This is a genomic window from Mesorhizobium sp. B2-3-12, from assembly GCF_006442205.1.
Lineage (GTDB): Bacteria > Pseudomonadota > Alphaproteobacteria > Rhizobiales > Rhizobiaceae > Mesorhizobium.
Genome location: NZ_VFVR01000014.1, coordinates 17,920 through 40,120, shown reverse-complemented (window position 1 = coordinate 40,120; position 22,201 = coordinate 17,920). Strand labels below are relative to the sequence as shown.

General features: G+C 64.1%; 22 protein-coding genes. 10 read left to right on the top strand and 12 right to left on the bottom strand.

Annotation, left to right across the window (positions count from 1 at the left end; translation table 11 throughout):
* Nucleotides 1–34 precede the first annotated feature (34 nt).
* The 3 genes from FJ948_RS27265 to FJ948_RS27255 all read right to left on the bottom strand — a co-directional run bounded on the left by FJ948_RS27265 (nt 35) and on the right by FJ948_RS27255 (nt 1,142).
* Nucleotides 35–322 carry a HigA family addiction module antitoxin gene (locus tag FJ948_RS27265; protein WP_140710041.1) on the bottom strand — a complete coding sequence of 96 codons (288 nt, stop codon included), beginning with the start codon at nt 320–322 and terminating at the stop codon, nt 35–37.
* 18 nt (nt 323–340) lie between these two features.
* Nucleotides 341–619 carry a type II toxin-antitoxin system RelE/ParE family toxin gene (locus tag FJ948_RS27260; protein WP_140710039.1) on the bottom strand — a complete coding sequence of 93 codons (279 nt, stop codon included), beginning with the start codon at nt 617–619 and terminating at the stop codon, nt 341–343.
* 154 nt (nt 620–773) lie between these two features.
* Nucleotides 774–1,142: an RcnB family protein gene (locus tag FJ948_RS27255; protein WP_140709932.1), complete on the bottom strand. Its 369-nt coding sequence runs from the start codon at nt 1,140–1,142 to the stop codon at nt 774–776.
* A 362-nt stretch (nt 1,143–1,504) separates the two neighbouring features.
* On the opposite strand from FJ948_RS27255, the gene FJ948_RS27250 reads away from it, so the two are divergent.
* The gene (locus tag FJ948_RS27250; RefSeq protein ID WP_140709930.1) at nt 1,505–3,169 is read left to right on the top strand and encodes a Na/Pi cotransporter family protein; all 1,665 of its coding nucleotides are present in this window, start codon (nt 1,505–1,507) and stop codon (nt 3,167–3,169) included.
* 150 nt (nt 3,170–3,319) lie between these two features.
* Nucleotides 3,320–4,501: an MFS transporter gene (locus tag FJ948_RS27245; RefSeq protein WP_140709928.1), complete on the top strand. Its 1,182-nt coding sequence runs from the start codon at nt 3,320–3,322 to the stop codon at nt 4,499–4,501.
* Between the two features lie 75 nt (nt 4,502–4,576).
* On the opposite strand, the gene FJ948_RS27240 is transcribed toward FJ948_RS27245, so the two are convergent.
* Nucleotides 4,577–5,134, bottom strand: coding sequence for a GNAT family N-acetyltransferase (locus FJ948_RS27240; RefSeq protein ID WP_140709926.1), 558 nt, complete (start codon nt 5,132–5,134; stop codon nt 4,577–4,579).
* A gap of 51 nt (nt 5,135–5,185) precedes the next feature.
* A complete protein-coding gene (locus FJ948_RS27235) occupies nt 5,186–5,896 on the bottom strand; it encodes a DNA helicase (RefSeq protein WP_140709924.1) in 711 nt (236 codons plus the stop codon).
* Nucleotides 5,897–6,294: 398 nt separating this feature from the next.
* Here FJ948_RS27235 and FJ948_RS27230 point away from each other — a divergent pair, with 398 nt between their 5' ends.
* Nucleotides 6,295–7,278, top strand: coding sequence for a hypothetical protein (locus tag FJ948_RS27230; protein ID WP_140709922.1), 984 nt, complete (start codon nt 6,295–6,297; stop codon nt 7,276–7,278).
* 22 nt (nt 7,279–7,300) lie between these two features.
* On the opposite strand, the gene FJ948_RS27225 is transcribed toward FJ948_RS27230, so the two are convergent.
* Nucleotides 7,301–8,092: an alpha/beta fold hydrolase gene (locus FJ948_RS27225; RefSeq protein WP_140709920.1), complete on the bottom strand. Its 792-nt coding sequence runs from the start codon at nt 8,090–8,092 to the stop codon at nt 7,301–7,303.
* Nucleotides 8,093–8,191: 99 nt separating this feature from the next.
* Here FJ948_RS27225 and FJ948_RS27220 point away from each other — a divergent pair, with 99 nt between their 5' ends.
* Nucleotides 8,192–9,109 (top strand): LysR family transcriptional regulator, encoded by a 918-nt coding sequence (locus FJ948_RS27220; protein WP_140709918.1) that lies wholly within the window; start codon nt 8,192–8,194, stop codon nt 9,107–9,109.
* Nucleotides 9,110–9,173: 64 nt separating this feature from the next.
* Here FJ948_RS27220 and FJ948_RS27215 read toward each other — a convergent pair whose 3' ends face one another.
* Complete coding sequence (locus FJ948_RS27215; RefSeq protein ID WP_023781512.1) at nt 9,174–9,623, bottom strand: GatB/YqeY domain-containing protein; 450 nt, start codon at nt 9,621–9,623, stop codon at nt 9,174–9,176.
* 277 nt (nt 9,624–9,900) lie between these two features.
* On the opposite strand from FJ948_RS27215, the gene carA reads away from it, so the two are divergent.
* Nucleotides 9,901–11,118: a glutamine-hydrolyzing carbamoyl-phosphate synthase small subunit gene (carA, locus tag FJ948_RS27210; protein WP_140709916.1), complete on the top strand. Its 1,218-nt coding sequence runs from the start codon at nt 9,901–9,903 to the stop codon at nt 11,116–11,118.
* Nucleotides 11,119–11,440: 322 nt separating this feature from the next.
* Here carA and FJ948_RS27205 read toward each other — a convergent pair whose 3' ends face one another.
* Complete coding sequence (locus FJ948_RS27205; protein WP_140709914.1) at nt 11,441–12,706, bottom strand: TCR/Tet family MFS transporter; 1,266 nt, start codon at nt 12,704–12,706, stop codon at nt 11,441–11,443.
* Nucleotides 12,707–12,859: 153 nt separating this feature from the next.
* Nucleotides 12,860–13,786 (bottom strand): neutral zinc metallopeptidase, encoded by a 927-nt coding sequence (locus FJ948_RS27200; RefSeq protein WP_140709912.1) that lies wholly within the window; start codon nt 13,784–13,786, stop codon nt 12,860–12,862.
* 190 nt (nt 13,787–13,976) lie between these two features.
* Here FJ948_RS27200 and FJ948_RS27195 point away from each other — a divergent pair, with 190 nt between their 5' ends.
* Together FJ948_RS27195 and FJ948_RS27190 are read left to right on the top strand one after the other, a co-directional pair.
* The gene (locus tag FJ948_RS27195) at nt 13,977–16,061 is read left to right on the top strand and encodes a hypothetical protein (protein WP_140709910.1); all 2,085 of its coding nucleotides are present in this window, start codon (nt 13,977–13,979) and stop codon (nt 16,059–16,061) included.
* A 92-nt stretch (nt 16,062–16,153) separates the two neighbouring features.
* Nucleotides 16,154–17,044 carry a polysaccharide deacetylase family protein gene (locus FJ948_RS27190; RefSeq protein ID WP_140709907.1) on the top strand — a complete coding sequence of 297 codons (891 nt, stop codon included), beginning with the start codon at nt 16,154–16,156 and terminating at the stop codon, nt 17,042–17,044.
* Nucleotides 17,045–17,051: 7 nt separating this feature from the next.
* On the opposite strand, the gene FJ948_RS27185 is transcribed toward FJ948_RS27190, so the two are convergent.
* Together FJ948_RS27185 and mntR are read right to left on the bottom strand one after the other, a co-directional pair.
* Complete coding sequence (locus FJ948_RS27185; protein WP_140709905.1) at nt 17,052–17,240, bottom strand: hypothetical protein; 189 nt, start codon at nt 17,238–17,240, stop codon at nt 17,052–17,054.
* Between the two features lie 104 nt (nt 17,241–17,344).
* The gene (mntR, locus tag FJ948_RS27180) at nt 17,345–17,794 is read right to left on the bottom strand and encodes a manganese-binding transcriptional regulator MntR (protein WP_140709903.1); all 450 of its coding nucleotides are present in this window, start codon (nt 17,792–17,794) and stop codon (nt 17,345–17,347) included.
* A gap of 220 nt (nt 17,795–18,014) precedes the next feature.
* On the opposite strand from mntR, the gene FJ948_RS27175 reads away from it, so the two are divergent.
* From FJ948_RS27175 to FJ948_RS27165, 3 genes are all read left to right on the top strand, one after another.
* Nucleotides 18,015–19,379: an Nramp family divalent metal transporter gene (locus FJ948_RS27175; protein WP_140709901.1), complete on the top strand. Its 1,365-nt coding sequence runs from the start codon at nt 18,015–18,017 to the stop codon at nt 19,377–19,379.
* A 54-nt stretch (nt 19,380–19,433) separates the two neighbouring features.
* Entirely contained in the window at nt 19,434–20,276 is an 843-nt protein-coding gene (locus FJ948_RS27170; protein WP_140709899.1) for a protein-L-isoaspartate O-methyltransferase, read from the top strand.
* Nucleotides 20,277–20,390: 114 nt separating this feature from the next.
* Nucleotides 20,391–21,041, top strand: a complete 651-nt coding sequence (locus FJ948_RS27165) for a dihydrofolate reductase family protein (protein WP_140709897.1) — start codon at nt 20,391–20,393, stop codon at nt 21,039–21,041.
* 242 nt (nt 21,042–21,283) lie between these two features.
* On the opposite strand, the gene FJ948_RS27155 is transcribed toward FJ948_RS27165, so the two are convergent.
* The gene (locus FJ948_RS27155; protein ID WP_140709895.1) at nt 21,284–22,153 is read right to left on the bottom strand and encodes a LysR substrate-binding domain-containing protein; all 870 of its coding nucleotides are present in this window, start codon (nt 22,151–22,153) and stop codon (nt 21,284–21,286) included.
* Nucleotides 22,154–22,201: the final 48 nt, after the last annotated feature.

Genomic DNA, 22,201 nt, shown 5'->3' with positions numbered 1-22,201 from the left:
GCGGTCGCGGCCATATCTCAACAGAGGCGCGATCTTATGCGGCATCCTTGCGTAACGTGCGCACAGCCGGCTGTTCGTGTCTCATCGCCTGAGCCAGATCGTAATTGGTCTGCATTGACAGCCAGGCACGGGCGGTACTGACGCCTGCCATCTCCAATCGGACGGCGAGGTTCGGACTGATTGCCGCGCGACCATTGAGGACACGCGAAAGCGCCACGCGCGACATGCCAAGACGTTCGGCAGCGTCCTTCACCGACAGTTCCAACGGCGCAAGCACGTCTTCGCGGAGCAGTTCACCAGGGTGAGGAGGGTTCTTCATCATCATCATCATCTCTGTCCGTCAGTGGTAGTCCTGGTAGTCAACCAATTCGACATTGGCTCCCGCGAACCGAAAGGTTACGCGCCAATTGCCGTTGACCCACATCGACCAATGTCCTTTCAACTCGCCTTTGAGCGGATGCAGTCTGAAGGCGGGTATGTTCAGGTCCTGAGGGCCGGCGGCCACGTCGAGCAGAGCAAGGATACGGCCGAGCTTGCCAGCATGCGCGGCCTGAATTCCTCGTGTCGAGCCCGTTTGGAAAAAGGCTTCGAGGCCCTTGTGCCGAAACCCGACAATCATGACCACCAATGTATCCCGTAACTATACAAGATACAACCCTTCGCGGCTCGATCGGTCAGGTTCCAGATTTGCGCCGACGTCACCAGCGCCAAGAAGGCGGCCTGCGAGCCGCCTCCTTATGAAAGGCCAGCGAGATGCCGGCGCTCGTCAGTGCTTACTGCGCGGCAAGCGCGCCGAAGATGACGCCGGAGAGGATGCCGACCAGCACATAGTCATTGCCGACGCGAATCCATTCCTGGCCACGGCCGGGGCGGTGCAGGCCGTAGCGGCCATAGTCGCGGATCGGCTGGTGGCGCTTCCAGTTGGAATATTTCTGGCCATTGCGCCAATGGTTGCGCTTCACCACGACCTTCTTCTTGAAGACACGCTTCTTCACATCCCTGTGGTCGCCGGGCTTCTGCCAGTCGACCTTGGTGTAGTTCGACTGCGACGCGACCGGCGCATTCATCGGCGCGGCCTGGCCGGTGAGCGAGGTGGCGGCCAGCATCGAGAAAGCGAGAGCGGAAAGAACAATGCGTTTCATCGGAAGTCTCCTTGGTTGTCGATGCCCGAGGAATAGCCGCCAGCGGATGAACTGAAACTGAACATTCACATTACAATTGCGTAATGATTTCCTCTTCTTATTCCAGAGATTTGAACATCATCGCAAAGATGGCGCCGAAGCGCCGCGGACCGCGCCGATCGACCGTACAAGCCCTTGCAATCAGTTGCGGCCTGTCCATTTCCGACACTGGCCGTCGCCTTGCGGCTGCCCTTGAAATGGACAATTTTTTATTATCCGGCTAAAATATTCCGGCTATATTCCAAGGCTGCCATGACTATGATTCGTACCCTCGCTTTCGCCACCGGTCGCCACGCTGCCCATGCCCGCATGCAGGCACCGCGATGAGTGGCTCCGTCGTCCTTCTGCATCTGGCCGGCGCGGTCGCGCTGATGCTGTTTGCCACCCGCATGGTCAAGACCGGCGTCGAGCGCGCCTATGGCGACGTGCTGCGTCATCGCCTGCGCGCCACCATGCGCAATCCCATCATGGCGGTGCTGGCCGGCACCGGCCTTGCGATCGCCCTGCAAAGCTCCACCGCCGTCACCTTGCTGGTCGGCTCCTTCGCCGGCTCCGGCATCGTCTCGGGCGCCGCCGGCCAGCTCGCCGTGCGTGGCGCCGAGATCGGCTCGGCTTTGGTGGTCAAGCTCCTGACCTTCGACCTCACGCTCCTGGTGCCGCTCTGCCTGATCACCGGCACGGTGATGTTCATGGCCACCGAGCGGCGCGACTGGCGCCAGACCGGCCGTATCCTGGTCGGCATCGGCCTTCTGATCCTGTCGCTGGAGATGATCGGCCAGGCGTCGGAGCCGCTGCGCAACAGCCAGCTCATGCCGGTCATCATCAATTATTTCTCCAGCGATTCCATCACCGCCTATCTGCTGGCGGCGCTGGTCACCTGGCTGTTCCAGTCGAGCATCGCGGCAGTCCTGCTGATGGCGACGCTGGCCGGCCGCGGCCTGATCAGCCCGGAACTCGGCGTCGTGCTCATCCTCGGCGTCAATCTCGGCTCCTCGATCATCGCGCCGATGCTGACCCGCTCGGCCGGGCCCGCCGTGCGCGTCGTGCCGATCGGCAATCTGCTGATGCGCGGGCTGGGCTCGCTGGTCATGCTGATCCTGTTCATGATCGTGCGGCCGCATGTCGGGTTCCTCGGAGCGACGGCTGCCGACCAGATCGTCAACGCCCACATCCTGTTCAACGTCATCATCCTGCTCGCCGGCCTGCCGCTGGCCGGTTTCGTCTACCGCGCCTCCGAAAGGATCGTGGCGCTCGGCACCAAGGCGGCGCCGGCCGCCACGCTCGACGTCGTCGAGCTTTCCGCCCTCAACGAAAGCGCCCTCGACGTGCCGAGCCAGGCCTTGGCCAACGCCACGCGCGAAGTGGTGCGGGTCTGCGAGACGGTCGAGATCATGCTCAAGCGCATCATCGAACTCTACGAGAGCGCCGACATCGACAAGATCAAGGCGCTGGCCGCCCTCGACGACCGTGTCGACCGCAGGCACGCGGCCATAAAACTCTACCTTGCCAAGGTCACCAAGAACCCGCTGACCGAAGACGAGGCACTGCGCTGCCAGGAATTGATCGGCGCCTGCGTCAAGCTCGAGCAGGTGGGCGACATCATCGTGCGCAACATGCTGGTGCATGTGAAGAAGAAGCTAGAACACGGCCTGGAATTCACGCCCGAAGGCTGGCGCGAACTCTGCGCCTTCCACGCCTCGGTGCTGGCCAATGCCCGGCTTGCCTTCAACGTGCTGGTGTCGCGCGACCCCGAGACCGCCCGCCAGCTGGTGCTTGAAAAGGACCAGCTGCGCGACCGCGAGAAGGAAACCAGTGCCAGCCATTTCGTGCGGCTGCGCGAGGGCACCGCCAGGAGCGTCGAGACCAGCTCGATCCACCTCGACACCATCCGCGACCTGAAGCAGATCAACTCGCTGCTGGCGTCGATGGCCTACCCCGTGCTGGAAGAGCGCGGCCTGCTCTTCGGCTCGCGGCTGAAGGCGAGCTAAGGCAAGCGCCGCTTTTTCCCTTCTCCCCCTGTGGGAGAAGGAAGAACCGCCCCGCATCCACTCAATAAAACCTAAACCGGCGGCAAAAATTTCTGGATTGCCTGCCGTCCCCATCCATGGTTTGAGCCCATCATTCCGGGGGTCTTTTTCATGTCGTTGCCGCTCATCGCCCTGTTCATTGCCGCTTTCGCGTTCGGCACCACCGAATTCGTCATCGCCGGCGTGCTGCCGCAGGTGGCGCAAGGGCTCGGCGTTTCGGTTCCGACCTCCGGCTATCTCGTCTCCGGCTATGCCTGCGGCATCGCCATCGGCGGCCCGCTGCTGGCGCTCGCCACCAAGCGCCTGCCGCGCAAGACCTTGCTGCTCGGCCTCGCCGTCGCCTTCACCATCGGCCAGGCGGCCTGCGCGCTGGCGCCCGACTTCACCTCCATGCTGTTGCTGCGCATTGCCGTCGCGGTCGCGCATGGCGCCTATTTCGGCGTCGCCATGGTGGTGGCGGTCGGCCTGGTGCGCGAGGATCAGCGCGGCAGGGCGGTCGCCGTCATCCTGTCGGGCCTCACCGTCTCCAACGTCATCGGCGTGCCGGCCGGCACCGCGATCGGCAACATCTGGGGCTGGCGCGCGACGTTCTGGGTGATGGGCGCGCTGGGCGTGGCGGCAACGCTTGCCATGGCCGCCCTGTTGCCGCGCGCCACCGGATACCAGGCCAAATCGGCCAGCCTTGCCAGCGAGGTCCGCGTGCTGGCGCGCCAGCAGGTCTGGACCTCGCTGATCCTGATGCTGATGCTGATGCTCGGCCAGTTCTGCCTGTTCACCTACATCACCCCGACGCTGCTGGACGTCACGGGGCTCGACGAGAACCTGGTGCCCTGGGTACTGCTGCTCAACGGCGTCGGCGCCACGCTTGGCGTCTTCCTCGGCGGCAAACTGTCGGACTGGAAATTGATGCCGTCGCTGATCACCATGCTGGCCCTGCAGGCGGTGACGCTGGCCGTCATCTATGCCGTCATGCCCTACCCCCTGCCGATGGTTGTCGCGATCATCGTCTGGGGCGGGCTCAACTTCGCCATCGGCACCCCGATCCAGACCCGCATCCTGGCCTGGACGGCGGACGCCTCCGGCCTCGCCGCCTCGCTCATCCCTTCCGGCTTCAATATCGGCATCGCGCTGGCCGCGTCGCTCGGCGCCGCAATGCTCAATGCCGGCTATGGTTACCGCAGCCTGCCGGTTGCTGGCGCCCTTGCCATGCTGGTCGCCGTCATCGTCGCCATTGCCTCGCATGTCTGGGAACGCCGTGCCGACGTGACACCACCCCTGCCGGCCGCCGAATAGAAGGTCGCCCACGCGCCGGTGCGGCAGCCGCAATTCTCGCGCTGGCTCTACGATCAGGTGCAAAGGCGATAGCGCCTACAGATCGATCCGGAACCGCAGGCTTTCCGCTCCGCCATAGGCGGCATCCTCGAAGAAGCGTTCGACCAGCCTGCCGCCATTGGCCAGGATCACCTTGTGGGAGGCCGGATTGCCCGGCTTGGCAGTGATCTCGACATAGGGCAGGCCGATCGCCCTCGCCTCGTCCAGCATCAGCCGCAAGGCCTGCGTGGCATAGCCGCGTCCCCGCTTCCACGGCACCACGGCATAGCCGATATGGCCAAGCACGTGCGATGGCAGTTCGGCCGTTCCCTTCTGCCAGCGAAAGCCGATCGAGCCCGAGGCCTCGCCGTCCCAGATCCAGCGGCGGAATCCCGGCAGGCGCGGCACCTGTGTTCCGTCCGGCAAGGCGATGGGCGGCCCCTTGGCTTCGGTATCATCGAGGCTGGCCAGGAAGGCGGCCGGATCTTCCTCGATGGCCGCGAGTTGTTCGCGCGTCGCTTCCAGCAGCCGCACATTGTCCGGCGACCAGCCGCGTTCGAGCGCCGCCTTGTAGGATGGCAGATGTTCAAGCGCCGGTTTGACGATCTCGACCATGGTCGATGCTTCCTGAAAACGAAGCAGGCATAGCCTTGGACGGCTGGGCGCTCAAGCCGCGTGGAAGCGGATCTCGCCCTTGTTCAGGAAGCAGGCCTTGTTGAACAGCGACAGGTCGAGCGGGTTCGGCAGCCTGATGTCGCCGATATCGGGAACCGGCTTGACCGCGGGATCGTAGGACCGGTCGATCTGCGAGATGAAGACCAGGATGACGCCGTTCTCGCGTGCGAAAGCCTTCAGCGTGCGGACCTGCTGCGCCAGGTCCGGATTCGCCCGCTTCTGGTCGAGCAGTTGCAGATAGTCGATGACCGCCAGCGTGCCGCGCGGCGCCAATGCCAACCGCGCGACGATGTAGTCGGCGCTGATGGTATCGGAATTGTCGAACTCGAACAGTCGGTCGAACCGGGCCGGCTCGACCCCGATCGCGCGGAACCTGTCGAGAATGTCGGCATGCGTATATTCCAGCGTGAAGAACACGCTACGGTGGCCCGACTTCATCGCTTCCACCGCGAGTTCGAGGCTCATCAGCGTCTTGCCGTGCCCCGGACGCGCGCCGACCAGCACGAGGTCGCCGGGCGCCAGTCGGGCAAACAATCCGCCGGCGGGTCCCGCCTCGGCGGCCTTGGCCGCAAGCAGGCTCCAGCTCGCAAAACCTTCTTGCGCAGCGACGCGGTCAAGCGCCTGGTGGAGCGGTATCTTCGTCTCACGAGCCAACAGCCTGGCCTGGCGCTTCAGATGATAGACGGGGGCGGATAGCCTCATCGCAAAAACCTCCTGGTGCGAGCAGTTTTCGCAACCCCTCCTTATGCCATGCCAAACCGCACGGCGGTTTGGCAGATGTGCTCGAACAGTCGGTTCAATGATTGGATGGCCCCGCATGAACGATGCTTTCCCGGCGGAGGGAGGAGGCGCGGGCCGCGCCAGAATCAGATCATAGCGCAATCCCGGCGGATCGAAAATCGTGGATGGAGAGCCTTGCCGCAAGCCTTGAGCCAGCATGGCGGCCTATGACGGCCGCGCGTTGGCCTGGGCACTTCGCGCATACTTGCTCGTGCGCTAAACAAGATGTGTTTCGCCTGATGGCGCGCGGCATTTTATGATTGTCCCCAGGTGATTCACCGTGGGAATCACGAAACGGCTTCGACAGGAGAATGGCTCCGGTGCGGTTGAGATCTGTCCCCTTGGGTGTCGTTGCGCTCCTCGGTCTCCTCGTCGCCGTCATGGCCTTGACGGTATCGGCCCGGTCCTTTGCCGCGCCGTCGGCCGTACCGGCCTGGCTTCAAGCCCATGTCGGCGACGGCGACGGCCAGATCTCGCAAGTGGTGCTGGAGCGGGCGCGCGCGCTTTACCTGAAGAAGGTGGCGCAGGGCGCTGTCAGGAACCCCTGCTACTTCGCCATGGACGCCACCCGTCCCGGCGATCTCGGCAATGGCGTGCTCGGGCGCCGCTACTATGTCGTGTGCGAAGCCAGCCAGTCGTTTCGCGCGATTTCGTCGGGCCATGGCGGCGGCCGAAACCTGAAAGGCACCGTGGACTTTTCAAATGGCAGGCGCTGCGCGAGGAATTTCGGCAATGCCATGGATTCGGAACTGACCGCTGGCGGCGCCTACATGACCCGTGAAGCGAAGACCTCGTTCAAGGGCTTCTATCGCACCGCGGCGAAACAGGACGTGGCTTTCCAGCGCACCTTCATCCAGTTCGACGGCGAAGGCGAGGCCGCCAACGCAAGGCAGCGCGTGATCGGCGGCCACGCGGCGCAGGTGCTGCGCGGCATGTGCCTGCGCAAGAGCCCGAAGAGTTCCTACGCCGATCATGACGGCATGGTGCCGTTCGGCAAGCTGGTGGACTATGCCGGCGGCCGCAGCAATGGCTGCACCAGCTGGTCGCCGACCGATGCCGCGCAGCTCATCGCGATGGTCAAGGACAATCCGACGACGCTCTACATCTACCCTGAATCGCGCGACATCGCCGCCGTCGCGGGCAGCCATTCCTCATCGGGCACCTATTGGAACGCATCCTGCCTGAAGGAAATCGGCACGCCGAAATTCTGGCCGCGAAAGACCCTCGAGCCGGTCATTGCCCAGTACAAGAAGGATCATCCCGCACCACCCGCGCAGCCGCTGCCGATCTGCAAGGAGCCGTGAGCCCACGCCCCCCCGCGCCGGCTCAGCGCAGGAAATCGAGCACGGCCCGCCTGAACTCGGCGGGATATTCCACGTTCGACAGGTGGACCGCGGGCAGCACGACAAGCTTTGCGCCGGGCACCGTTGCCGCGATCAACTCGCTGTGGCTCGCCGCCGTCACCGTGTCGTGCTCGCCGGCGATCACCAGCGTCGGCCGGGAGATCAACGCCACCGTGCGGCGAAGGTCGGCATCGCGAACCGCCGCGAACAGACCGGCCAGGCCTTGCCGGTCGATCGCAAGCAGCATAGCGCGGAATTCCTCGATAACCGGTTCGTTGGCCGTCACCATCCGGGCGGGAAACCAGTTGTTGAGGAACACCTCGGCGGTTTCCGACATGTCCGGCGCCTGCCGCACGACGGCAATCCGCTCGTCGAAGTAACTTGCCGGCGCCAGATGCGACGAAGTGTTGCTCAGGATCAGCCGGTCGATCCGCTCGGGTGCGTGGATGCCGAGCCACTGGCCGACGAAACCGCCCAGCGACAGGCCGAGGAAATGCACGCGTTCAAGGCCGAGCCCATCGATGAGTTCGATTACGTCGCGGCCAAGCCGGTCGAGCGAATAGGCGCCGACTGGCACGCTCGATCCGCCATGGCCGCGAAAATCGTAGCGCAGAACGCGGAAATGCCTGGACAACTCGTCGACCTGCCCATCCCACATGTGCAGCGTGGTGGCGATGGAGTTGGACAGCACCAACACCGGTTTTCCGGCGTCGCCGTCGAAGCGGTAGGCGATGCGCGCGCCGTCGCCTGTTGTCACGAAATTCAGCTCACTCATGATGATGTCCTCTTGGAACGTTGAATGAGGCAAAGCGTAGCTGTGGCCGGTTTTTGGTGATATTACAAAGATAGGACAATCTCTGTAATCAAAGTTGACATGGCCGAATTCACCTTGCACGACCTCCAGTGCTTCGACGCCGTCATCCGTACCGGCAGCTTTCAGCCGGCGGCTGCCATGCTGCATCGCTCGCATCCGGCGGTGTTCGCCGCCGTCGCCAGGCTCGAACGACAGCTCGACCTCGTCCTTTTGGATCGCAGCGGCTATCGCGTGCGTGCGACCGAGGCGGGGCTGTCGTTCCAGCGGCGCGCGCGGCTGCTGCTGCGCGAACTGGACGGCCTGCGCGTCCATGCCGCCCAGCTTTCGATGGGCGAGGAAAGCGAAATCCATGTCGTGGTCGGCGACCTCTGCCCGCGCCCGCAGGTGCTGGGCATGCTCGGACGCTTCTTCGCCCAATGCCCCGGCACCCGGCTGCATCTCCATTTCGAAGCCGTCGGCGGCCCATGGGAGCGCCTTTTCGACGACAAAGCCGATCTGATCCTGCACTGGATCGACAAGGGCGACGCGCGGATCGAATGGATCGACCTCAGCAAGGTGCCGTTCATTCCCGTGGTGGCGCCGGGCTTTTTGCCCGCGCGCATCGAACGACCGATCACATTGGAGGAGATGCAGGCATTCACCCAATGCGTGATGCGCGACACCGCCCTGCATTCGCCACGACAGGACTACTTCGTGGTCGAGGGCGCGCCGCAATGTCTGGTCCCCGATCAAGCCATGAAGAAGGAAATCATCCTGCAAGGCCTCGGCTGGGGCCACCTGCCCCACTTCCTGATCGCGGAAGAGCTGCGCGACGGACAGCTATTATCCATTGCCGGCAGTCATCTGCCGGGCCGCACCGATGAATTGGTCGTGGCGCGCCGCCGCGACCGGCCGCATGGGCCGATCGCCAACCGTCTGTGGGATCACATCCAGCATGAGGCGCCGGCTTTGCGCCGCGCGCTGGAGCCTCGGGCCTAACAGCAAGCCTCCGCTTGGCGTCGAGTGGGCCGTGTTGGAAGCCGACGACGCGAGGGTAGAAACCCTACTGCAACAACCCCTTGACGATGCCGCTTGCCTTGCCGAAATCCATCTGGCCGGCATATTTCTGCTTCAGCGCGGCGATCACCTTGCCCATGTCCTTCTGGCTGGCGGCTCCGGTCGCGGCGATCGCCTCGCGCGCGGCCGCCGTGACCGCCGCATCGTCGAGCTGCGTCGGCAGGAAGCCGCGGATGATCTCCATCTCGCCGCGCTCCTGCGCGGCCAGTTCCGGGCGCTTGCCGTCCTCGAATGCCTTGGCCGATTCCTCGCGCTGCTTCACCATCTTGGCCAGGATCTGCAGGATTTCCTCGTCGCTGGCGGGCTCCTTGCCGGCACCGCGATTGGCGATGTCGCGGTCGTGGATGGCGGCCTGAATCAGCCGCAATGTCGGTAGCCGGTGCTTGTCCTGCGCCTTCATCGCGGTCTTCAGGGATTCGGCGATTTTTGCGCGCATTGGTCTCTCTCCTTCGGTCGGCGCGGACAATAGCGCCCGGGGCAGGCCAACGCAAACCCTGATATGACGAGGCAAGCCTCTGATTTTGCTTGATGAAATAAATCAAAGCCGCATTTCGCATGATCATTGACCGGCCTGCCCCCTTCCCCTATGTACTGGGTCTTGCATGAACTGAAGCTTGAGTGCGTGGAGGCCGCGAATTCGCCGCTTCGCGCCGTTTGCCGCGCGGATGGCCCACCGGGCCGGTTGCAACGCGCGGCCTGATAGGAGTGCCGCCATGGCCGAGATGACGCCCGCGCTGACCCCACCCTGGGCAACCGAAAAGCCGACCGCCCTTCTGGTATTGGCAGACGGCACCGTCATCGAGGGGCGCGGCCTTGGCGCCACCGGCTCGGCCGTCGCCGAAGTCTGCTTCAACACGGCACTCACCGGCTATCAGGAGATCCTCACCGACCCGTCCTATGCCGGCCAGATCGTCACCTTCACCTTCCCGCATATCGGCAATATCGGCACCAATGGCGAGGACATCGAAGACCTCAACCCCGCCTCTCGCGCCGGCGCCGTCGGCGCCGTGTTCAAGGCCGATGTCACCAACCCGTCCAATTATCGCGCAGCCGGCGATCTCGACCAGTGGCTGAAGAAGCGCGGCATCGTCGCGCTCTCGGGCATCGACACCCGCGCGCTGACCGCGCTGATCCGCGAAAAGGGCATGCCCAACGCCGTCATCGCGCATGCGCCCGACGGCGTCTTCGACCTCGCCGACCTGAAGAGCCGCGCCGCGGCATGGTCGGGCCTGATCGGGCTCGACCTCGCCAAGGAGGTCACCTCGGGCCAGTCCTCGGTCTGGCGCGAGATGCCCTGGGTGTGGAACGAAGGCTTTGGCGAACAGGGCGACCCCTCCTTGCACGTCGTGGCGATCGACTATGGCGTCAAGCGCAACATATTGCGCCTGCTTGCCGGCCTCGGCGCCAAGGTGACGGTGGTTCCGGCCAGCACCGGTTCGGAAGAGATCCTTGCCATGCAGCCGGACGGCATTTTCCTCTCCAACGGCCCCGGCGATCCGGAAGCCACCGGCGACTATGCCGTGCCGGTGATCAGGGATTTGCTCAAGACCGAAATCCCCGTGTTCGGCATCTGCCTCGGCCATCAGATGCTGGCCCTGGCGCTGGGCGGCAGGACCGCCAAGATGCATCAGGGCCATCACGGCGCCAACCACCCGGTCAAGGATCACACCACGGGCAAGGTCGAGATCGTCTCCATGAACCACGGCTTTGCCGTCGATGCCGACTCGCTGCCCGAGGGCGTGGAGGAGACCCATGTCTCGCTGTTCGACGGCTCGAACTGCGGCATCGCGCTCACCGGCCGTCCGGTGTTCTCGGTCCAGCATCACCCCGAGGCCTCCCCCGGCCCGCAGGATTCGCACTACCTGTTCCGCCGCTTCGTCAACCTGATCCGGCAAAAGCGCGGCGAGGAATTGCTGGCCGAGCGGGCTTGATCGATCCGTTAGCGCTGCCCCTCATCTGCCTGCCGGCATCTTCTCCCCGTGAACGGGGAGAAGGAAGCGGTGGCGGCCTCGCCGCATTCTCTGCAACGTTTGAAATTGGCGAAAGCTTCGGCTCACGCTTCTTTCTCCCCGTTTACGGGGAGAAATGCCCGGCAGGGCAATGAGGGGCGGCGCAAGCCTCTCATAGCCTCGTGCCGGAAGTGCCGTCTCGCTAGCTTCAAGGACAGCCGATCTCCAGCGCCTTGACCTTGGCCGCACTGAAGCCGCGACAGCGACAGTCCGTCACTGGTCAGCGCGATGCGGCCGTCATGGCTCATGCCTGTGCTCCGTCTTCAGCCACATCGGCCGCGGCGTTTCCGACTGTCGCCGGTCTCGCCACCTTGGTGACGAAGACGACGACCGCCAGCACCAGGAAGCAAGCGCCGACCAGATAGGGCGCGCCGCCGAAGGTGACGGGCGCGCTCGGTCCGGTGAACCAGGAAAAGATCGCGGTATAGAGCAGCGGCGTGATGATCGAGGTGATCGAGAAGATCGAGGTCATCGCGCCCTGCAGCTCGCCTTGTGCCGAGGGCGGCACCTTGGCGGCGGCGAGGCTTCTGAGCGGCGGATCGGCCAGCGCCTCCAGGCAGCCGACGACGATCACCGCATAGACCATCCAGCCTTGCGAGGCGAAGGCGTAGCCGAAGGCGCTGGCCGCCGTGAAGGTCAGACCGATGACCGCCGTTCTCCACTCGCCGAGCCTGGGAATGACACGCGGCAGCACCGTGCCCATGACGATCGCCCCGCACAGGCCGAAAGCGCCGAGCGAGAAGCCGATCTGCTGCTCGCTCCAGCCATAGCGGTAGTTGGAGACGAACGACCACACCGCCGGGTACATCATGTGGCCGAGCGTCATCAGGAAGAAGACGAGCCCGATCCAGCCGATGCCCTGATACTGGCGCATCTGCAGGAGCGTGCCGACCGGATTGGCGCGTTTCCACTCGAAGCGGCGGCGGTGCTTTTCTTCGAGCGTTTCGGGCAGGAAGAACATCGCGATCAGGAAATTCACGAAGGCGAGCCCCGCGGCGAAGAAGAACGGCACGCGCGGCCCGAACGTGCCGAGCAAACCGCCCAGCACCGGCCCGATGACGAAGCCGACGCCGAAGGCGATGCCGAGCAGGCCGAAATTCTTCGCCCGGTTCTCGTCGTTCGATATGTCGGCGATGAAGGCCGACGTCGTCGAATAGCTGGCGCCCGAAATGCCGGCCAGCACACGTCCGATGAACAGCATCGGATAGGACCAGGCGATGGCGCAGATCAGATTGTCGATGGAGAAGGTCAGCACCGAGGCGAGCAGGATCGGCCGCCGCCCGAACCGGTCGCTCAAGCCGCCCATGATGGGCGCGAAAAAGAACTGCATGGCCGCATAGACGAAGAACAGCCAGCCGCCCTCGATCGCCGCTTCGGAGATGCCGACGCCGGTCAATTCCCTGAGAAAGGCCGGCAGCACCGGCATGATCATGCCGAAGCCGATAATGTCGAGCAGCAGCGTGGTGAAAACGAGCGCAAGGCCCCGCTTGGCGGTTTTGGGGTCGATCATGACGGGTCAAATTCCTCCAGCCGCCCAAAGGCGCGGGCGGACGCACCTTATAGGCGAGCCCGCAAAAAGGAACAATGCGGGAACGGTCAGGAACCCTCGATCCTGACACCCCCTGACGACGACTTTCCGTCAGGATGTCGCCGAAACGACTGCTTAGATCGGCCCGCTCATCGTGTTGCAGTCCGATAGCTTGCCGCTCTTATAGCCGCGCGTCAGCCAGGTCTGCCGCTGCTGCGAGGTTCCGTGGTTGAAGCTTTCCGGCACGACATAGCCCTGCATCTTCTTCTGCAGCGTGTCGTCGCCGATCTGCTTGGCCGCGTTCAGGGCGCTTTCAAAGTCGCCCTGCTCCAATATGCCCTTCTGCGCGGTGTAGTGCGCCCACACGCCGGCGAAGCAGTCGGCCTGAAGCTCGATGCGCACCGACAGCTGGTTGGCATCGGCCTCGCTCATGCCTTGCCGCATCTGGTTGAACTTGCCCATGATGCCGGTGAGGTTCTGCACGTGGTGGCCGACCTCATGCGCGACGACATAGGCACGGGCGAACTCGCCGGAAGCGCCGAACTGCTGGTCGAGCTGCTGGAAGAAGGTCATGTCGAGATAGACCTTGTGATCGCCCGGACAATAGAACGGTCCGGCCGCGGCGGAAGCAAAGCCGCAGGCGGAGCGGACCTGGCCGGAAAACAGCACCAGCTTGGGGTCCTCGTAAGTCAGGCCCTGCGACTTGAAGATGCCGGTCCAGGTGTCTTCGGTCTCGGCCAGAACGGTGGCCACGAACTGCTTCATCTCGTCATTGGCGGGTGTACCCGCGCCGCTATCCTGGCCGCCGCCGCTGTTGTCGGTAATCTGGCCACCGCCGCCCGGCAGCAGGCCGCCGTCGCCACCACCCAGGATCGCCGAGGGATCGAAGCCGAAATACCAGCCGGCCAGCACCACCAGGATGACGAGGAAGATGCTGCCGCCGCCACCGGTACGGCCGCCGATGGGGAGCCGGAACTGGCCGCCACCGCCGCCTATCCCGCCGCCGCCGTCGCTGCGGTCGTCCTCGATATTGTCACTCTGACGACGACCTCTCCAGAGCATGGCAACTCCTCGCGCTCCAAACTTCCCCATTGCTCCGGCCAGGCCGGCTCAATCCAACAAACAATTATCGTAATGGTTGCGCCAAGTCACAGCATTTTTCGACGGGGGCGGCAGTGCTGGCAGCGCGTTCACCGCACTGGCCGGCAACGCGCAAGGCCTGTAGCATCGCGGCAATGGAGGGGGGCGAGGCTTGAGGACGATTGCGGGTTTCCTGTCGCTGCTGGCCGCATTGCTGTGGCTTGGGCTGGCAAACGCCGGTGCGGTGACGCTCGATTCCAGCGTCGCCGTCACCGACCCCGCCACCTTGCAGGCGCTGGAGCGCGGTGGCCTGTCGATTAGCCGCCTGCTCGGCCCCGCCCTTGGCCTCACACGCGACGTCGACAATCGCGGCCTGTTTTCGGTGCCGGCGCTGGCCAGCGTGCGCGACACAGTCAAGCGAGAGATATCGGACGAGCCGAAGACCAGCCCCGACCCCTATGTCGCGGCCATGGCCAGATCGAACGACATCAGCCAGAAATTCAATCCGAAATACATCGACGACGACGGCTCGACGCTCGACCTGACAGGCGTCGTCAACCGTATGGACCGTGGCTATCTCGGCCATACTCAATGCGGCGAGATCCGGCTGATCTACCGCTTCCACTATTCGGTCGAGGAGATGCCGGCCAAGGGCAAGCCAGTCGGGGGGAAGACTGCGCAGCGCATTTCCTCGCGCCTGCCGCTGACCATGAGCCTGGTGTTCAACGCCAAGCCCGGCAAGGCCGAGGCGCGCGGCTCGAAAGACCTGCCCAGCGCCACCGACGCCTCCTGCGCCGAAATCGCCCGGCGCTGGCTGGCCGCCGGCAGAAAAGACCTGCCGCCCGAGCAATTGGCCGCCTGGCTGCGCTCCGACGAAGGCCCGCTGTCCGGCGCCATGCTCAATGCCTCGCAGATCATGCGGCTCGAACTCAACATGCAGGTGCTCAGGCTGTCGGCCTCGACGCGGCGCGATTTCGGCGGCCATGCCGAGTATCTCCTGAAGATCTTCAAGTGGAATCCGCAAACCTCGAGCTTTTTTGAATCGAAGATGGAGAACCAGATCGATCGGCCAACGGTGCTGGCCGACGTCAAGGCCTTCGCCAGATGGCTGCTCACCGACCGAAACCTCTACGATCTCGACCACGGCCGGCTGGTGATCGACGAAAAATTCCTGGCCAAAAGCGCCGTCTCCGTCGCGCCCGGTGGCCTCAGCCGCTCGCAAAACAACATCGCCTACGGGCTGATCGACGACACCGACATCGACAAGGCACTGAAGGACTATGTCGCCAGGGGCAACACGCTCGCTACCATCAAGTCCGTCGCCGGCTTCAATCTGCGCCTCAATGAGATGAGCTGCACCGGCTGCCACCAGACGCATGGCATTGCCGGCTTCCACTACACCGGCGCCGATCCGGCGAGCGAGCCGCGCCGCAACGCCGTCTTCGTGCCGGGCTCGGCGGTGTTCTTCGCCGACCTGCCACGCCGCCGCGCCATCGTCGAGGAGTTCGCGGCCGGCGGCCATCCCGATTTCACCAGGGGCTTCGCCGCCCGTCCGGACCAGAAATACGCCGAGGCACTGAAAGGCACCGACCTCTACAATGGCTGGGGCTCGATCTGCTATCGCGGAACGGATAAGAGCTTCAAGGACTGGACTTGCGGCGCCGGCCTGCGCTGCGCCGGTGTGCATGAAAGCGCCATCCATCCCGGCTTCGGCACCTGCGTCAGCGAAAAAGGCACAGCCGTGGGCGACCCCGTCGAGTTCGGCGAGATCAGGATGTCGGCTTGGGGCAACGACAAATATTGCCGACTGTCACCCGCCACCGCCAAGGATTGCGCCATCGATCCGGCGCGCGACAAGAAACCGGTGGTCAAGCTCGCCGGCTATGGCGCGGCACGCCAGCGCTACGACAATCCCGAGCAGAAGACCGGCGGCTTTCCCGGCGGCATGCTGCGCAAGGCGAGCTGCGACAAGCTTCCCGACGAAGCGAGCTGCGGCCGTCTCGCCAAGACCGGCTTCAACGACTGCATCGCGTCGGGCAAGGACCACAAATTCTGCACCCGGGAATTCACCAAGACCGCCGGCCTGCGCGCCTGCGACAAGGCGCATCCCTGCCGCGAGGACTATATCTGCACCGCCGGCTATGACGACCTGCCTCAGGCCAAGCCAGGCGAAGGCACCTGCATCCCGCCCTATTTCATCTTCCAGTTCCGCGTCGACGGCCACCCCAGAAGCTGGGTGCAGGATGTCCGTGAGTGAGCCATCCAGGGTTTGCAGAACGGCCCTCGAAGTAAACCTTCATTAACCATGTCAGGAATAAAAGCGTAGGCGATTCAAGGGGATCTTCTGCCATGGCTTTTGTGTCCGGGCGCCGTCTGGCGCAGCTGCTGGGTATTGTCGCCTTGGGCGCTTTGGCTGCCGGCTGCACGACGACGAAACCCGCGACCGACGCCAAGGGTGGCAAACTCGCCTATGCGGCCGAGCCGAAGGAGGCCGGTACCAGTGGCTTCTTCTCCTCGCATTCCTTCAGCGGCCTTGCCGGCCGCAGCGTTACCGTCAACAGCATCGCCGATCTCAGACTGCGCAACCACGAAGTGGTGCTGACCTTCGATGACGGCCCGATGCCCGGCCGCACCCAAAACATCCTGAAAGTGCTCGACAATGCCGGCGTCAAGGCGACCTTCATGATGGTCGGCCAGATGGCTCGCTCCTACCCTGCCCTGGTGCGCGAGGTCGCCGCGCACGGCCACACGATCGGCACCCATACGCAGAACCACGCCAATCTCACGCATATGAGCGCCGCGGGCGCGCAGGCGCAGATCGAAGGCGGCATCAAAAGCGTCTCGGCCGCGCTGGTGCCGTCCATGCACGGCGTCGCGCCGTTCTTCCGCTTCCCCTATCTCGCATCGACGGCGACGTTGCGCCGACAACTCGCCGCGCGCGGCATCGTCGTCATCGACGCCGACATCGATTCCAAGGATTACTTCCCGTCGAGCCCGGACCAGGTGCGCAAGCGCACCATGGCCCGCATCGAGCAGCGCGGCTCCGGCATCATCCTGATGCACGACATCCACCCGCGCACCGCCCAAATGCTGCCGCAACTCTTGGCCAACCTGAAGGCCAAGGGCTACAAGGTGGTGCGGCTGGTGCCAGGCCACCGCAGCCGCGAATTGCTGGTGTCATCCCTGACGACAGGCACGGCGACGACTGTCCAGCAGACGGCCCTGGCCTATAGCCGCTAGGCGACGGCTACTCTTTCTGCTTGGCGCCGGCGCTCTTGCCGTCGGAACTTTTCGAGCGTTCCTCGAAACGGTCGGCGCCCTTCTTCAGGGGATGGCCCATTTCGGCCTCGGTCTTGCGTTCATCCGTGGCGGCCGACTGCTTCAGTCCTGTGGCTGCCTGCTTGCCTTTCGCGGTCGGTGCCTGGTCGACGCCCATTGCTTCTCTCCCTGGCGCGCAACAAGCGCGCGATGAGAGGCAACGCGCATAAGCGGTGGCGGTTCCAGCGGCTAATACGGTTCGCGACCCCGACAAGCCGCCGCTCAACGCGCCGTCATCGCCTTGCGGAACGCGTCCAGCGTCTCGGCGCTGACATGGTGCTCGATGCCTTCGGCGTCGATGCGCGCCGTCTCGGCGCTGACGCCGAGCGAGCGCAGGAAGGCTTCCACCGTCTGGTGGCGAATGCGGCTTTCCTCGGCGACCTTGCGCCCGGCTTCGGTCAGGAACACGCCGCGATAGGGTTTTCGCGACACCAGCCCGTCGGCGCACAGACGCGTCAGCATCTTGGCCACGGTCGGCTGTGCGACGCCGAGTCGCGCGGCGATGTCGACCTGGCGCGCCTCGTTGCCGTCCTCGATCAAATCGGCGATCAGCTCGACATAATCCTCGACCAGCGCGCTGCGGCGCGCCTGGCGCTGCTGCCGGAACCCTTCCGAATGGACATCGGCATCGAGCAACGGTTCACGCGGGACCGGTCTGTTCTTCAGCGCCAATGCGCGCTCCTCCTCGGGAGTTTGGCCGTCGCTGCTTTTATAGCACGGGCTCTGATTCTTCAGGCCGTTTATTTGCATTCCGCGAGAGGCGCAACCGGCGTCTCCGGTTGCAAGCTTCCGGTGCCGGTGAAAAGCACCGACAATGAAATATAGCCTATTGCATAATGTTGAGCCATGGCATAGCTTATGGATATCTCGCGAAGTCCCGGAAAGCCTTTCCATGTCAGAAGCCGAAGCCACAGCCCCTCGATCCTCATGGCGGTTCGCCAGGAAGGAAGAGGACGACCAGCCCAGCCTGCGCGAGGTCAATTCCACCATCGCGGTGCCGAGTTCGGGCGTCTGGTTCCGGCGCCTGTTCGCCTTCATGGGCCCCGGCTACATGGTCTCGGTCGGCTATATGGACCCGGGCAATTGGGCCACCGACCTCGCTGGCGGCGCCCAGTTCGGCTACACGCTTTTGTTCATCATCATGCTGTCCAACCTGATGGCGATCCTGCTGCAGGCGCTGGCCGCCCGCCTTGGCATCGCCACCGGCCGCGATCTCGCCCAGGCCTGCCGCGCCTATTATCCGCGTCCGGTCAATTTCGTGCTGTGGATCGCCTGCGAACTCGCCATCATCGCCTGTGACCTCGCCGAGGTGATCGGCACCGCGATCGCGCTGCAGCTCCTGTTCGGCATTCCGCTCATCGGCGGCGCCATGCTGACCGCGCTCGACGCTTTCCTCGTGCTGCTGTTGATGAACAAGGGGTTCCGCTACCTCGAAGCCTTCGTCATCGCGCTTTTGATCATCATCTTCAGCTGCTTTGCCATCCAGATCTTCGTCGCCGCCCCGCCGGCCGGCACGATCCTGCATGCGATGTTCGTGCCGTCCTCCGAAATCGTCACCAATCCGGCGATGCTCTACATCGCCATCGGCATCATGGGCGCCACGGTCATGCCGCATAATCTCTATCTGCATTCCTCGATCGTGCAGACCCGCGCCTATGAACGCACCGAGGCGGGAAAACGCGATGCCATCAAATGGGCGACGACCGACTCGACCATCGCCCTGATGCTGGCGCTGTTCGTCAACGCCGCCATCCTGATCGTCGCGGCCGTCGCTTTCCACGAAACCGGCCACCAGGATGTCGCCGAGATCGACCAGGCCTTCAAGCTCCTGTCGCCGCTGCTGGGTCTCGGCATCGCCTCGATCCTGTTCGCCGTGGCGCTGCTCGCGTCGGGCCTGAATTCGACGGTGACGGCAACGCTTGCCGGCCAGATCATCATGGAAGGTTTTCTGCGCCTGCGCATCCCCAACTGGGCACGGCGCCTGCTGACGCGTGGTCTCGCCATCATCCCGGTGGTGGTCGTCACTGCCCTCTATGGCGAGAAGGGCACCGGCCAACTGCTGGTCTTCAGCCAGGTGGTGCTGTCCATGCAACTGCCCTTCGCCGTCGTCCCGCTGGTGCAGTTCGTCTCCGACAAGAAGAAGATGGGCAATCTCGCCATCCCGCGCGGTGTGGCGGCATTGGCCTGGGTGGTCGCGGCCATCATCCTGGTGCTCAATTTCAAGCTGCTCTACGACACCATGTTCGGGGTTGGTTGAAGTTCCGGTTAATCCCGGGACAAATCGCCGGATCGTGCTACCTTTGCCGATGCCATGAGCAACATCGAAGACGTCAGGACATTCTACGCGCGGCTGATGGCGGCCAACGCCGACGCGTCGGACCCGCGTCTGGAAGAAGTGTTCGCCAGCGTGCCGCGCGAAGCCTTCCTCCGTCCCGGGCCATGGACGGTCATTGCCGGCAACGTCAGGCTTATGACACCAAGCGCCGATCCGACCCATATCTACCAGAATGTGCTGGTGGCGCTCGATGCCGACAAGGGCATCAACAATGGCGAGCCCTTCCTGCATGCCATGTGGATCGGCAAGCTGGCACCCAAGCCGGGTGAAACCGTTACTCATATCGGCGCCGGCACCGGTTACTACACCGCTTTGCTCTCCAGGCTCGTCTCGCCGGGCGGCAGCGTCACCGCTTTCGAGCTGGACAAGAACCTTGCCGATCTGGCGCGCGAAAATCTCGAAGCCTACCGCAATACGACCGTCGTCCATGGCGATGCCGTGACCACGTCCCTGCCGCCATCCGACATCGTCTATGTCAACGCCGGCGTCGTGGCGCCTCCCGCGGGCTGGTTGAAAGCATTGCGGCCCGGTGGCCGCATGATCTTCCCTTGGCGCCCGGCCGAGCGCGTCCCGCTGGCGATGCTGGTGACCCGCACCGAAAAGGGCTTTGCCTGCGATCCGTTCATGCGTGCCTGGTTCATCCCATGCTTCGGCGCCTCGCTTGCAGATCTTGCAGCGAAGATCCCGACGCGCGAGCAGGCCACGCGCAGCCGCGCGATCTGGCTGACGAGCGACAAGGCGCCGGACCGCACCGCCACCGCGATCTTCGGCGACGTCTGGTTCTCCTCGGAAGCTCTTGACGCCAAAAACGGCAGCTGACGCGCGATAGCCGGGCTCGCTCAAATTTGCGACCCTGTCGGAATCGTCGCGGGACGGCCGTCCTTGGACCATGATCCAGCCGCGATGGCATGGACGGTGCAAAGGGAGAGTAGAATGAGAAAGATCATCGCCGCGACCTTCGTCAGCCTCGATGGCGTCATGCAGGCGCCGGGCGGGCCGGAAGAAGATCCGGTCGGCGGCTTCGAATTCGGCGGCTGGACCTTCCACTACTTTGACGAAGTGGGAGGCGCGGCAATGGAAGAACTATTCTCCAAACCGTTCGCCTTGCTGCTCGGACGTAGAACCTACGACATCTTCGCCGCGTACTGGCCTTATCAGAAAGATCCGATCGCCGATGCGTTCAACCCCGCGACCAAATATGTGGCGACGCATCGGCCTGACACGCTCACCTGGCAGAACACGCACTCGCTTGGGCCTGATATCGTCGCGGCCTTGCGTTGCCTCAAGCAGGAGGACGGACCCGACCTGCTCATCCAGGGATCTGGCAATCTGATCCAGACCCTGCTCGCCAACGGGCTGATCGACGAGATCCGGCTGATGATCTTCCCGCTGTTGCTGGGCAAGGGCAAGCGGCTGTTCGACGATGCCGCGATGCCGGCTGCCTTCAAGCTTGTCAAGTCGCAGACATCCAGCACCGGCGTCATCATGGCGACCTATGAGCGCGCGGGCGAAATCGAGGTCGGCTCCTTTGTCACGGGCGAGCCATCCGAGGCCGAACTCGAGCGGCGTAGGAACTGGAAATAGCAGACCCGGCCTTGGCACCTTTCCTCTCCCTCCGGAGGGGGGAGAGGTGGCGCTGCGAAGCAGCGACGGAGCGGGGGAAGCCATTCGCCAAACGCACCGCCGTAAGACAGGCAGAAAAGGCGGCAAGAAGACTGAGACCAGCGATAATCTGGCGGGAAAAAGATCGACCCCCACTCCGTCGAGCTTCGCTCGACACCTCTCCCCCGATCGACGGGGGAGAGGAAACCAAGTTCTGCTTGGTCTCAAGCCGCCTGCGCCCGCCTTGCCAGCCCCTCACGGATATGCCGCGCGAACTCCTGCGCCGCCGTACTCACGCCGTGCTTCGGCAGATGCAGATTGATGGCGAAATTCGGCAGCGGCGGCAGGCCAACATCGGGTGGCAAGATGTCGAGATCCGAGGGCACGGTGGAAGCGAGCCATGTGGTGACGGCGAGATCCGAACGCACTGTCGCCGTCGTGGCATCGATGTTGCCGTTCTCGAACACGCTGCGCCATTCCAGCCCATGCGCGTTGAGCGCGGCCAACACCACCGGCCGGAAGGCGCAGGTGTCGGCGACGATCGAGACCGGCAATGGCCGCTTGGCCCGGGCCGCCCCGCCCCTTGCGCCGACCCAGACCAGCCGGTCGATGGCAAGGCACTCGCCCGATGTCGGACCGACACGCTCCTCGATCACCGCGAGGTCGATGGTTCCCGCCGCCAGTGCCGCCGCCAATTCCGGCGAGGAGGCGCAGAGCAGCGATATCTCGACCCGCGGATAGGCTTCGGCATAGGCTTTCAGGACGGGCGCCAGCAAGGTGCCGACAAGGTCATAGGGCACGCCGAGCCGCACCTGTCCGGCCACCGCGTTTCCCGCCATCTCGGTCCAGATCTCGTCATTGAGGCTGAGCAGGCGCCTTGCCTTGTCGAACAGACGCTCACCGGAACGCGTCAGGCGCAGACCGCGCCGGTCGCGCTCGAACAGGCTGCAGCCGAGCGTCTCCTCCAGCCGCTTGACCTGCTGGCTGACCGCGCCCTGGGTCAGGTGCAGCGCGTTGGCGGCTGCCGTCATGCTGGCCTTGTCGGCGACGGTGACGAAAGTACGAACCAGCGCCGTATCGAGATTGCGGATCATATTAACATCATATCTGCTAATGCAGACCATCGCAAACATTGCATTTAC